Here is a 12404-nt window from a genome sequence, read left to right as displayed (position 1 = left end):
AATTGAATAATATTGATCAGACAATAACCATATGGAATCGACATGCTGGCAGAGATCCCCATCGCCCAGTTGCGCGTTTTCCTGCACGTGCTGGATGCGAAGAGTTATCGCGTCGCCGCCGACAAGGTCCTGCGCAGCCAGCCCGCCGTCTCCAAGATCATCCAGCTGCTGGAGGAAAAACTGGGCGCGCCGCTGTTCGAGGCCGACCGCCGCACCACCCCCACACCCTTCGGCAAGGTGTGCGAGCCCCTGGCCAGGGAACTGGTCAAGCACCACGACCGCATCGTCGAGACGCTGCTGTCGCAGTCGCGCCAGCACGCGGGCACGCTCACGCTGGCCTCCATAGGCAGCTTCGCCACCAACTGGGTGCCGGCGCTGATCAAGGATTTCATCGGCCGGCATCCCGGCGCCGCGGTCCGGCTGATCGACGACAACTCCGAAAACATCCACCGCATGGTGCTGTCGGGGGAAGTCGACTTCGGCCTGTCCAGCGAGATCTCGATCACGCCCGGCCTGGACTTCATCCCGCTCATGACGGACGCGTTCGGCCTGGTCTGCCACGCCAGCCATCCGCTGGCCCGGCGCAGCCGGCTGGACTGGTCCGTGCTGGCCGACCTGCCCTTGATCGGCACCACCGCCCACCGCGAGCTGAACGGCACCCCCGAGGCGAAGTGGCTGGACAGCTGCTGGTTCCACGTCTCCAACATGATGACGCTGTCGGCCATGCTGTCCAGCCAGGTGGGCGTCACCATCCTGCCCCGGCTGGCGGTGCCGGCCTTCGCGAAGGACCTGTGCTTCGTGCCGCTGGTCCGCCCCGGCCGCCACAGGCGGATCGGCATCGTGAAGGTGAAGTCGCAATCCCTGCCGCCGCTGGCCCAGGCGATGGAACAGGAACTGACGGCCTATGCCGCCCTGCACGGCAACGTCCGGCCGAAGGCGGCGCGCCGGCGCTAGGCGTCTTCATCTGCGCGGAACTGCGGAACCTCGCGCGATCAGTTCGGGCCGGATGCGCAGCTTGCGCGGCGCGGACGCGGGTTCGCCGGGCCGCGCCTGGGCGGCGATGCGCGCAAAAACCAGTTCGGCCGTGGATGCCGCCAGCGCCTCGATGGGCAGGCGCACCGCCGTGAGCGGCGGCGTCGTCAGTTCGTACCACTTGGGATCGCCGTAGCCCACCACCGAGATGTCCGACGGGATGGACAGGCCATGCTCGCGTATGACCGCCAGCGCGACGATGGTCAGCTCGGAACTGCCGATGACCACCGCCGTGGGCCGCTGCCGCGCGGCCAGCAGCCGGCGCATGGCCTCGGCGCCGAACTCCTGGCGCGGCGGCACCTGCACGATGAGATCCGGATCCGGCTCCAGCCCGGCTTCGGCATGTGCCCGCACGAACCCGCGCAGGCGGTCCCGCCCCGGCTTGATGCGCGCATGCCCGCCCACATAGCCGACGCGCCGGTGACCCAGCGACAGCAGGTGGGCCGCCGCTGCGTGTGCCGCCGCGGCATCGTCCATCGCCACCACGTCGGTAGCCAGCGTCGCGACGCTGCGTATGAGCTGCACGGCGGGCGTGCCGGCCAACAGTTCGACCGTGCGTGGCAGGGGCGCCGGCGACGGCGTGATGACGATGCCGGCGGCACGGGCCTGGATCAGCGCCTGGACCTCGCCGCACTCGGCCTGCGGATCGTCCTCGGTAATGGCCAGCACCATCTGGAAGCCCGCGTCCCGGCAGCGTTCGGCCAGGCGCTTGGCGATGGCGCTGTAGAAATCGTTCTGGATGTCCGGAATGACCAGCCCCACCAGCGGGCTGGCGCCGCCGCGCAGGATGCGCCCCGAGGCGTTCAGCACGTAGCCCAGTTCCTGCGCCGCCTGCCGTACCCGCGCCTTGGTGTCGTCGCTGAGCTTGGGATGATCGTTCAGCGCGCGCGAGACGGTGGTGTGCGAAATGCCCAGCGCGGCGGCGATGTCCTTGATGGTGACGGGACCGTGGGCGGGCTTGGAACTGGCCATGGGCTTCCTGTGGGCGTCCGGTGCCCAGAGTGTACCCGTCCGCCTGTCCGCGCGCGGGCAGGCGGATACGAAGGGCGCGCGGCTATTGCACGCTGATGCCGGCGTCCTTGACGATGCGGGCCCACTTGGCCAGATCGTCCTTGATCACGCCGGCGAAGGCCTTCGGCGTGTCGCCGATGGGCTCGCCCCCCAGTTCCTGGAAGCGGCGCCGCACGTCGTCGGCCTGCAGGATGCGCGCCAGTTCGGCATGCAGCTTTTCGATGACGGGCGCGGGCGTGCGGGCCGGCGCCAGGATGCCGTACCACGACGAGACATCGAAGCCCGGCACGCCGCCCTCGGCCACGGTGGGAATGCCGGGCGCCCCGGCCGCGCGCTTGCCCGAGGTCATCGCGATGGCCTTGAGCTTGCCGCTCTTGATGAACGGATCGGCGGTGGCCAGCGCCGTCACCAGCAGCGGCACCTGCCCGCCCACGACGTCGGTCACCGCCTGCCCGCCGCCCTTGTAGGCCACGTGCGACATGCGTATGCCCGTGCGCGACTTCAACAGTTCGCCCGCCAGATGGCCGGTGCTGCCCAGGCCCGCGGACGAAAAGTCCAGGTCGGCGTCGGCGCGCTTGCCCAAGGCCACGAGTTCGGGCAGCGTGGACGCCTTCAATTGCGGATTGGCGACGATGATCAGCGGCACCAGCACCACCCTCGACACCGGCGCGAGGTCGCGCTCGACGTTGAACGGCAGCTTCTCGTACAGGCTGGGGTTGATCACCATGGTGCCGTCGGCCGCGAACAGCAGCGTGTAGCCGTCCGGCTCGGCCTTGGCGACGATGTCCGTGCCGATGTTGCCGTTGGCGCCGGGCCGGTTCTCGACCACCACCTGCTGGCCGAAGGCGGTGGACAGCTTCTGGCCGACCAGCCGCGCGAACACGTCGCTGGTGCCGCCCACCGCGAACGGCACGATCAGGCGGATGGGCTTGTCGGGATAACGGGCGGCGGCCTGCGCAAACGCCGGTCCTGGCGCCGCCAGCAGCAACGCGGGCAGCAGTCCGGCGGCAAGCGCGAGGCGTCGCCGGCGGCCGCATCGTCGGGGTTGGGGATCCATGCGTGTCTCCTCTGGCGTCTGTGCGCCTCGTTGGTGAGTCAGTCCGGACCGGTCTCGGCCAGCCGCCGCCTGACGTATTCCACCAGCCCGCCTTGCCGGATCATCCCGGCCAGGAAGGGCGGATGGACGGGAAACGGATAGGCGCGCGCGCCCAGCCAGACCTGTCCGCCGTCCAGGTCCACCCGGATCGCGTCGCCTTCGCGGGCATCGCGGACCGCGTCCGGACAGACCACCAGCGGCAGTCCGTTGTTGAGCGCGTTGCGAAAGAAGATGCGGGCGAAGCTCTCGGCCACGACGCAAGCGATGCCGGCCGCCTGCAGCGCCAGCACCGCATGCTCGCGCGACGAACCGCAACCGAAGTTGCGGCCCGCGACCAGCACGTCGCCGGGCTTGACCCGGGCGGCGAACCCGGGGTCCAGCGGCTCCATGCAATGGCGGGCCAACACCTCGGGACGATGCGAGGTCAGGTAGATGGCGGGAATGATGACGTCGGTATCGATGTCGTCGCCGAACCGGCGCGCCGTTGCGCTCGCTTGCGTCACAGCGCCTCCGGATGGATGAGCTCGCCCGCCACCGCGCTGGCCGCGGCGACGTGGGCATTGGCCAGGTAGACCTGGGAATCCGGGTCTCCCATGCGGCCGCGGTAATTGCGGTTGGTGGTCGCCACGCAGACCTGGCCCTCGGCCAGCACGCCCGTGCTCAGCCCGGCACAGGCGCCGCAGGTCGATGGCGACACCAGCGCGCCGGCCTCGGCGAAGATGTCGATCAGCCCCTCGGCCAACGCCTGCCGGTAGATGTCCCGCGTGGCCGGCACGACCACGCAGCGCACGCCCCGGGCCACCTTGCGTCCGCGCAGGATGGCCGCGGCCTGGCGCAGGTCGGTCAGCGTGCCGTTGGCGCAGTTGCCGATGTAGGCCTGGTCCACGCGCACGCCGCGCACCTCGGCCACCGGCGCCACGTTGCCGGGCGAGTAAGGCCTGGCGCACAGGACCGGCAGCGCATCCAGCGCCACGTCCAGGCGATCGGCATAGTCGGCGTCCACGTCTCCATGCTCGATCACGCCTGCGCCGCCCGCCGTGCGCAGCGCCCACGCCCGGGTCGCGTCGTCGGGCGGCACGATGCAGGTCTTGGCGCCGGCTTCCACCGCCATGTTGCACAAGGCCATGCGCTCGTCCATGGTCGCTTCGCCCATGCCCGGGCCGCCGAACTCCATGCTTTGGTAAGCCGCCCCATCCACGCCCAGGCGTTGAAGCAGGTGCAGGATCAGATCCTTGCCCGTCACGTAAGGCTGCCGCTCGCCGTGGAACTCGATGCGCAGCGTGGCCGGAACGGTGAACCACAGCTCGCCCATCGCCAGCGCCGCCGCGATGTCGGTAGACCCCATGCCTATGCCGATGGCGCCGAACGCGCCATAGGTGCAGGTATGGGAATCGCCGCCGACGATCAGGTCCCCCGGACGCACCAGCCCCAGCTCGGGCAGCAGCGTGTGTTCGATCCCGCCGGTGCCGATGTCGTAGTGGTGCCGCACGCCGTGCTCGTCGGCGAAGCGCTGCAGCGAACGCAGGGCGCGGGCCGAGGCCACGTCCTTGGGCGGCGCGAAATGGTCGCCCACCAGCACCGCCAGATCCGGGTCGCGCAGCCGCGTCACGCCCATCTGCGCCAGCCGCTCGAAGGCGATCGGCCCGCTGATGTCGTTCAGCAGCGCACGGTCGATCCGGGCCGTCACGATCTCGCCGGGGCGCACCCGGTCGCGTCCGGCGTGGCGGGCGAAGATCTTCTCGGTGGCGGTCATGCCCATGGCCGGCTCCCGGATGCCATCAGCGCGCCGCCCGGCGCTCGCGCTGGCGGACCAGCGCCGTCAGCGTCGCGTTAACCGGGGCCTGCATGCCCGCCAGCGCCGCTTCCCGGGGCACGGCGCCGTTGATGACGTCGATCTCGCTGGGCCGCCCGTTCTCCAGGTCCTGCAGCAGCGAGGGCCGAGCGTTGGGGATCTTCGCGCCAAAGGCCCGCACGTGGGCCACCGGGTCCTGCACGGACAGGGCCACGCCGCGCGCCCGCGCGACTTCCCAGGCCTCGACCGCCGCGGCCCGGCTGACCGGCCCCATGTCGGCATCGTCCATCACCTCGCCCACCGTCATGCCGGTCAGCGCGCAGGGCGCGCTGTAGGCGACGTTGCAGATCAGCTTCTCCCACTGCATGGCGGCGATGTTGCCCACGGCCTCGGCCTTGAAGCCGGCCGCCCGCCACAGGGCCGCGATGGCGTCCACCCGCTCGCGCGCCAGCGTCGAGTAGGCGCCCATGCGGATGATCTCCATCCCGTTGTGGAAGGTGTGGCCCGGGCCGCGCATCTGCGCGCCGAAGCCGCCGGCGATGCCCACCGCCACCCGCTCCGCGCCCACGGCCCGCGCCACCAGGTCCGCGCTGCCCATGCCGTTCTGGATCGTCAGTACGCGAGTGTCCGGCCCCACGGCCGGAACCAGCCGGCCCGCCGCCTCGGCCACGTGCGCGGCCTTGACGGCGACCACGATCAGATCCATGGCTTCGTCCGGCACCTGCTCCAGCGCGCGCACCTTCACCACCCGGTCGCCGCTCGCCCCTTCCACCCGCAGGCCGTGGTCGCGCATGGCGGCGACGTGCTCGCGCCAGGTGTCCACCGCCACCACCTCGTTGCCGCTGCCCGCCAGAAGGCCGGCATAGATGGAGCCCATGGCCCCGCAACCCATCACCAGGATCTTCATGCGCGTCTCCTTCACGCCAGCAGTTGTCCGATCGCCTCGCGCAGCTCCGGCTTGCGCTCCAGCCCGAAGCCCGGCGCGCCCGACGGCGCGATGCGGCCATCGCCGGCCACGCAGTCGTCGCAATAGCCGCCGAAGGGCTGGAACACGCCGGGATAGGCCTCGCAGCCGCCCAGTTGCAGCCCCACGGCGATGTGCAGATTGATCAGGTGGCCGCCATGGGGATAGAGCTGCGCCCGCCGGTAGCCATGCGCGTCCATCTCGGCCAGGATGTGGTCGTACTCCGTCAGGCCGTAGCTCAGCCCCGCGTCCATCTGGAAGATGTCACGGTCCGCCCGCATGCCGCCGAAGCGCAACAGGTTGCGCACGTCGGCGGCCGAGAACAGGTTCTCGCCCGTGGCCACCGCGCCGGGATAGCCTTCGATGAAGCGGCGGTTGGCATCGAAGTCCAGCGGGTCGCAGGCTTCCTCGAACCAGCGCAGCCCGTACGGCGCCATGGCCTTCGCATAGGCCGCCGCCTCGTCGACCGAGAAGCGGCCGTTGGCATCGACCGCCAGTCTGGCGCCGTCGCCCGCGACCTTCAGCGCCGCCTCGACCCGCGCCACGTCGGTGGCCAGGTCCGCGCCGCCTATCTTCATCTTGAAGGCCGAGAAGCCCATGTCGCGGTAGCGCAGTAGTTCGTCGCGCAGGATGGCGCACGGATCGCCAGGATAGTAGTAGCCGCCCGCGGCATAGACATCCACGTCGTCGCGCACGCGCGAGACCCCATGCGCGCGGCTGATGGTCTGGAACGCGGGTTCGTCGTCCAGCTTGGCGTTCAGGTCCCAGAACGCCAGCTCCAGCGCGGCCACCGCCGCGGCCCGGTCGCCATGGCCGCCGGGTTTTTCGTTGCGCATCGCGCAGGCGTGCACCTTGGCGGGGTCGAAGCGGCGGCCCGATTCATCCAGCAGGGATTCCGGGCGGGCGGCCAGCAGGCGCGGGAAGAAGCGCTCGCGCAGCAGGCCTGCCTGGGCGTAGCGGCCGATGGAATCGAAGGCGATGCCGGTGACCGGCTTGCCGTTGCGCACGACGTCGGTAACGACCGCCACCAGCGAGACGGTGTGCTCGGAGAAGTTGACCAGGGCGTTGGAGATGTTGCCGCGCAGGGGGACCGTGAGTTCCCGCAGCTCCTTGATGATCATGGTGCCTCGTTCCTGTGGGGTGGCGCTGGCGGCCGCGCAACGGCAGCCGCTTCTTTTCATCTTGGTCGCCAGGATAAATGCACACGTGTGCATTAGTCAAGGGAGCGCCGGGCCGGGGGAAAACCCGTGACCCGCCATGCTATCGTCATGCCCAGTCCGGCCGCCGCCGCGGCCCTTCCGATACGGCCTTCCCCATGGACGCTCTCAACGCCTTCTTCTCGACCCCGGCCATCCGGGCCATCTGGACCGACCAGGCGGTGATCGCCGCCATGATCCGCTTCGAGTCCGAACTGGCCGCCGCGCAGCGCGACTGCGGCGTCATCCCGGCCGACGCAGCCACGGCCATCATCGATACCTGCTCGTCCTTCTCGCTCGACGCCGGCAAGCTGGCGGCCGATGCCCGCGTGGCCGGCACCCTGGCCATTCCGCTGGTCAAGACGCTCAAGGCCGCGGTGGGCAAGCGCAACGAAGGCGCCGCCTCCTACGTGCACTACGGCTCGACCAGCCAGGACCTGGCCGACACCGCGATGGTCGTGCTGGCCCGGCAGTCGCTGGATCTGCTGCGGACCGAACTGGTCCGGCTGGGCGACGCGCTGGCCGCGCAGGTCGAGGCCCATCGGCACACGCCGCTACTGGGCCGCACCCTGATCCAGCCCGCCGCGCCGGTCACCTTCGGCTGGAAGGTCGCCGGCTGGCTGGACGCCGCGGGCCGCAGCAGCGCGGCGCTCAAACGCGCGGGGGACGAGGCCTGCACGCTGCAGTTCGGCGGCGCCAACGGCACGCTGGCCACCCACTACGGCGAAGGCCAGCGCGTCGCGCGCGCACTGGCCGACCGGCTGGGCCTGCGCGTACCCGCCATCTCGTGGCAGGGCGGGCGCGACCGGCTGGCGCGGCTGGGCAGCGAGCTTGCCATCCTGTGCGGCGCGCTGGGCAAGATCGGCCGCGACATCTCCCTGCTCATGCAGGCCGAGGTGGCCGAGGCCTTCGAACCCACGGGCGAAGGACGCGGCGGATCGTCGGCCATGCCGCACAAGCGCAACCCCGTCTCCAGCATGTACCTGATGGACGCCGCGTACCGCGCCCCCGCGCTCGCGTCCATCCTGGCCGGCGAGCTCGCCTCCGAGCACGAGCGCGGCCTGGGCACCTGGCCCAACTCGCTGCCGGTACTGGCCGATCTGTTCAGCCTTGCCGCCAGCAGCATCGCCGCCGCGGTCGACATCGCCGAGGGCGTGCGCGTCGATGCTCAGGCCATGCAGGCCAACATCGACCGCCTGTACGGCGTCGTCTATTCGGAAGGCATTTCGCTGCGGCTGTCGGCGCTGCTCGGGCCGGCCCAGGCGCAACGCATCGTGGGCCAGGTGTGCGAGCAGGCCATTTCGCAACGTACGCCGGTGGCCGAGCTGCTCAAGCAGATTCCCGAAGTCACCGCCGTGCTCGGCGCCGGGGACATCGACATGCTGGCGGGCCCGCAGCCGCAGATCGCCGCGTGCCAGCCCATGTGCAGCGCCGTGCTGTACCAATGGCAGGAACAGAAGACCCTTATCCAGGAGGACTAGAACATGCCCCACGTTGTCAGCGGCGACGCCCGCATCTACTGGCGCAGCGACGGCGACGAAAACCTGCCGCCGCTGGTGCTGGCCAACTCCATCGGCACCGACTTCGCGGTCTGGGACGACGTGCTGCCGCGCCTGATGCGCCATTTCCGCGTGATCCGCTTCGATGCGCGCGGCCACGGCGCCTCGGATGCGCCGGCCGGCGACTACACGCTGGAGCAGTTGGGCAACGACCTGGACGCCGTCGCCACGGCCGCCGGCGCCGAAACCTTCGACTATGCCGGCGTGTCGCTGGGCGGCATGATAGGCATGTGGTACGGCATCAACAAACCGGGACGCCTGCGCCGCCTGGTGCTGTGCAACACCTCGTGCCAGATGGATCCCAAGGCCTGGCAGACCCGCATCGACACCGTGCGTGCCAACGGCATGGCCAGCATCGTCGACATGGCCATGGGCCGCTTCTTCACCCCCGAATACGTGGAACGCAGCAGCGTCGCGTTCCAGCGCGTGCGCAATACGTTCCTGCAAACGTCCGCCACCGGCTACACCGGCTGCTGCGCGGCCATCCGCGACATGCAGGTGGCGGACGACCTGCACCGCATCCCCGTGCCCACGCTGGTCGTCACCGGCGAGCGCGACGTCTCGACCCCGCCGGCCGCCGGCGAGTTCATTGCCGGCCGGATCCCGGGCGCCACGACCCGCATGCTGCCCGCCGCACACATCGCGGCCAGCGAAGTCCCGGTGCAGTTCTGCGACACGCTGGTCGAGTTCCTGACCGATCCGCCGGTCGAGACCGAACAGGACCGCTACGACTACGGCATGGCGCGCCGCCGCCAGGTGCTGAGCCCGGCCTACGTCGATGCCCGCAACGCCGCGATCACGCCCTTCAACCGCCGCTTCCAGGCCTTCATCACGCGCTACGCCTGGGGCGAGGTCTGGACCTCCAGCCGCTTCGAGGACACCACCCGGCGCATCGCCGTGCTGTCGATGATGCTGGCGCTGGGCCGCTGGGAAGAGTTCGAGATGCACGTGGCCGCCGCGCTGCGCGCCGGCATCGAGCCCGCCGTCATCGAAGAAACCCTGGTGCAGGCCGCCATCTATGCTGGCGTGCCCGCGGCCAACACCGGCTTCCATCTGGCCGGCAAGGTGATCGAGAAGCACAAGCAGGGCTAGGCACCGCCCGCGAACGCCGGGAGCGCAGCCGCTCCCGGCGCCATCCCGCTCAATCCCCGGCCAGGCCCATCGCCGGATCGGTGATCGAGTCCTTGCCGCTTTCGATACGTCCGGCCACGCGGCGCTGGAACGACGCCGACGCGTCGCACGCCACGACGAAGTCGTACCATCCGCCGCTGTCGCCCACCGGCCAGCTCAATTCCCCCTCGGCTCCCGCCTCGACCGTCGCCTTCCAGGGTCCGTCCTTCCGGTAGGCCGGCGCGGACACCTCGAAGGCGCAGGGCTTGCCGCCACGGTTGTGCAGCTTGAGCTGGAGCCTGGGCGGATCGCACAATTCATAGCACGCCTGGACTTCAGGACCACCGCTGGCGGACGATTCGCCCGTGTTGCCGGCGAACTCGCGGTGATAGCCGTTAGGACCCAGCACCCACAGGTGGTACTTGCCGCCATCCGCGTCGGCGCGCCACGCGCCGTCCAGCGTCTTGCCGGCCTCGACCACGTAGCGTCGCGGCACGCGGTCCAGGTGCAGCTTGTCGTAGACGTGGAACACCGCGCCGGCGCCATCCCGGCTGGCGTTGGCGAACACCAGCGTCACGGCGCCGGCGCGCGCGTCCACCCTGGCCGTCGTGTGCAGCTCGTAGGGCAGCGCACGCGAGGGGCGGGTACCCGCCTCCTGCTCCGGCAGTGCCGGATTCGCGGGCACCGGTATCCTGGGCGCCGCGGCCTGGGCCGTGGCCAGGTTGTCCACCGCGGCCTTGGTGCTGCGGCCCGCCAGCGTCGGCAGTTTCTCGCCGTTGGGATCCACGAAGTTGAAGGCCGACGTCAGGTCGCCGCACACCGCGCGCCGGTAGGCGCCGATCTGCGGTTCGCGCACGCCGAAGCGCTTCTCCAGGAACAGCAGCGTCGAAGTGTGATCGAAGGTCTGCGAATTGATCCAGCCGCCGCGGCTCCAGGGCGAGATCACCCATAGCGGCACGCGCGGGCCAGGGCCGAAGGGCTTGCCGTCCCTGGGCGGCTGTTTCGCGGTGGCGGGCGCGTAGTCGAAGTACTCGAAGGCCATGTCGGCCTCGGACAGCGTGCTGGCGCCGGCCAGCGAGCCGTCCTCGCCGCGCGACGGCGCCGACGGCGGCGGCAGGTGATCGAAAAAACCGTCGTTCTCGTCGTAGTTGACCAGCAGCACCGTCTTGCTCCAGACCTCGGGATTCGCGGTCAGCGCATCCAGCACCTGCTGCACGTACCAGCCGCCCTGCGCGGGACTCGACGGGCCGGGGTGCTCGCTGTAGGTGGACGGCGGGATGATCCACGATACCGAGGGCAGCCGGCCTTCCCGCGCGTCATCGCGCAGCGCCTGCAGGAAGCCGTCCGGCATGGTGTTGCCGAAACCCTTGGCGAGCGGGCTCAGGGCATCGTCGATGGCGGGGTCGTAGGCGGGCGACGTCCCGGGCAGGGCCACGGGCCGGCGCGCAGGCGGCATGGACTCGATGGCCGCGCGCCAGTGGCGGAAGCTCATCATCTCGTTGCAGCCGAAATTGTCGGCCAGGCTCTGGTAGACCTTCCAGCTCACGCCCGCCGCCTGCAGCCGGTCGGCGTAGGTGGCCCAGGTCCAGCCTTCGGTGGAGGGGCCGACGTCGTTGCCGCCGTTGAACTCGTTGATGATGGCCGCGACCTTGTCGCCGCTCGGGCCGTTGGTGCCGGTCCAATAGAACAGGCGGTTCGGAATGGTGCCGGTGTGCATGGAACAGTGGTAGGCGTCGCAAAGCGTGAAGGCCTCGGCCAGCGCGCGCTGGAACGGCACCTCGGCGGCCTCGTAGTAGGACATCGACAGCGGCGTCTTGGCCGCGGGCCATTTGCCCATGCGGCCGTGGTCCCAGGCGGCCTGGGCGTCGGGCCAGGTGTGGGGCGTGCCGCCCGCGCGCTGCGCGTTGCCCTTGCTCACGTCCAGGCGATAGGGGGCGATGGAATTGCCCGCGGCGTCGACCTGGTGGAACACGTTCCTGCCGTCGGCCACGGGGATAGGGAAGCGGTCGCCGAATCCGCGCGCGCCGCGGAAGGTTCCGAAATAGCTGTCGAAGGCGCGGTTCTCCAGCATGACCAGCACCACGTGCTGGACATCCTGAAGGGTGCCGGTGGCATTGTTGGCATCGATGGCCAGCGCGCGGCGGATGCTGGGCGGGAAAGTGGCCAGCGCGGCGGCGGCGCCCGCGGAGCCGAGCGATGTGCGCAGGAACCTGCGCTTGGACGAATCGAAAGTCATGTCTGGAATCCGGTGGGTTGACGGGGGGCCAAGCGCCCGCTCAGGGCGCGGGCGCGCAATGGGCCGTCGTGCAGGCGGGAGGCGTGGTTCCGCCGTCGCCCCCCGGCGATCCGCCGCCGTCATCGCCGCCACAGGCGGCAAGCAGGAGCGCCAGGCACAGCGTACCGGAGCCCAGCAGCGGTCTGCCGAGCAAAACGTACAAGGAGGTCGTTTTCATGATCGAAGGTCGTTGGCGTTGGACAACGGCCTGGCCCGCCCGCGCAAGCGTGGAAAACCGCTTGCGCGATACGGTAGAGCAAGCGCACGCTAGCGCAATAATCTGCGCCAACTCTTGCTTTCAGGCCCCTGGACATTCATCACGTGACGGGCCGGATTGTCCGCATGCGCCATGTCAGTCCGATGACCGGG

The 12404-nt window shown here is 70.2% G+C and carries 11 protein-coding genes; 3 read left to right on the top strand and 8 right to left on the bottom strand.

The features are described 5' to 3' along the window. The first annotated feature begins 42 nt into the window (after positions 1-42). Positions 43-954 carry a LysR family transcriptional regulator gene (locus tag WKR98_RS05605; protein WP_124687206.1) on the top strand — a complete coding sequence of 304 codons (912 nt, stop codon included), beginning with the start codon at positions 43-45 and terminating at the stop codon, positions 952-954. Positions 955-960: 6 nt separating this feature from the next. Here the strand turns inward: WKR98_RS05605 and WKR98_RS05600 are convergent, their stop codons facing one another. The 6 genes from WKR98_RS05600 to WKR98_RS05575 form a co-directional block, all read right to left on the bottom strand. After that, positions 961-2004 carry a LacI family DNA-binding transcriptional regulator gene (locus tag WKR98_RS05600; protein WP_161567641.1) on the bottom strand — a complete coding sequence of 348 codons (1044 nt, stop codon included), beginning with the start codon at positions 2002-2004 and terminating at the stop codon, positions 961-963. 82 nt (positions 2005-2086) lie between these two features. After that, entirely contained in the window at positions 2087-3100 is a 1014-nt protein-coding gene (locus tag WKR98_RS05595; protein WP_341432322.1) for a Bug family tripartite tricarboxylate transporter substrate binding protein, read from the bottom strand. A gap of 38 nt (positions 3101-3138) precedes the next feature. Beyond that, positions 3139-3642: a 3-isopropylmalate dehydratase small subunit gene (locus tag WKR98_RS05590; RefSeq protein ID WP_341432321.1), complete on the bottom strand. Its 504-nt coding sequence runs from the start codon at positions 3640-3642 to the stop codon at positions 3139-3141. Next, the gene (locus WKR98_RS05585; RefSeq protein ID WP_124687202.1) at positions 3639-4898 is read right to left on the bottom strand and encodes a 3-isopropylmalate dehydratase large subunit; all 1260 of its coding nucleotides are present in this window, start codon (positions 4896-4898) and stop codon (positions 3639-3641) included. The genes WKR98_RS05590 and WKR98_RS05585 overlap by 4 nt, the downstream gene beginning before the upstream one ends. 19 nt (positions 4899-4917) lie before the next feature. Next, on the bottom strand, positions 4918-5838 hold the full coding sequence (locus WKR98_RS05580) for a ketopantoate reductase family protein (protein ID WP_124687201.1): 921 nt from the start codon (positions 5836-5838) through the stop codon (positions 4918-4920). 11 nt (positions 5839-5849) lie between these two features. Beyond that, on the bottom strand, positions 5850-7016 hold the full coding sequence (locus WKR98_RS05575) for an enolase C-terminal domain-like protein (RefSeq protein ID WP_341432320.1): 1167 nt from the start codon (positions 7014-7016) through the stop codon (positions 5850-5852). A 194-nt stretch (positions 7017-7210) separates the two neighbouring features. Between WKR98_RS05575 and pcaB the strand changes: the two genes are divergently transcribed. Both pcaB and pcaDC read left to right on the top strand, forming a co-directional pair. Beyond that, positions 7211-8572 carry a 3-carboxy-cis,cis-muconate cycloisomerase gene (pcaB, locus tag WKR98_RS05570; protein WP_341432319.1) on the top strand — a complete coding sequence of 454 codons (1362 nt, stop codon included), beginning with the start codon at positions 7211-7213 and terminating at the stop codon, positions 8570-8572. A gap of 3 nt (positions 8573-8575) precedes the next feature. Then, a complete protein-coding gene (pcaDC, locus tag WKR98_RS05565; protein ID WP_341432318.1) occupies positions 8576-9742 on the top strand; it encodes a bifunctional 3-oxoadipate enol-lactonase/4-carboxymuconolactone decarboxylase PcaDC in 1167 nt (388 codons plus the stop codon). 49 nt (positions 9743-9791) lie between these two features. Here pcaDC and WKR98_RS05560 read toward each other — a convergent pair whose 3' ends face one another. After that, positions 9792-11996: a phosphocholine-specific phospholipase C gene (locus WKR98_RS05560; protein ID WP_341432317.1), complete on the bottom strand. Its 2205-nt coding sequence runs from the start codon at positions 11994-11996 to the stop codon at positions 9792-9794. A gap of 40 nt (positions 11997-12036) precedes the next feature. Further along, positions 12037-12213, bottom strand: a complete 177-nt coding sequence (locus tag WKR98_RS05555) for a hypothetical protein (RefSeq protein WP_161567639.1) — start codon at positions 12211-12213, stop codon at positions 12037-12039. Between the last annotated feature and the right edge of the window lie 191 nt (positions 12214-12404).

The organism is Pigmentiphaga sp. YJ18, from assembly GCF_038066655.1.
In the GTDB taxonomy this organism is placed as follows: domain Bacteria; phylum Pseudomonadota; class Gammaproteobacteria; order Burkholderiales; family Burkholderiaceae_B; genus Pigmentiphaga.
This window is presented reverse-complemented; position numbering and strand designations above follow the sequence as displayed.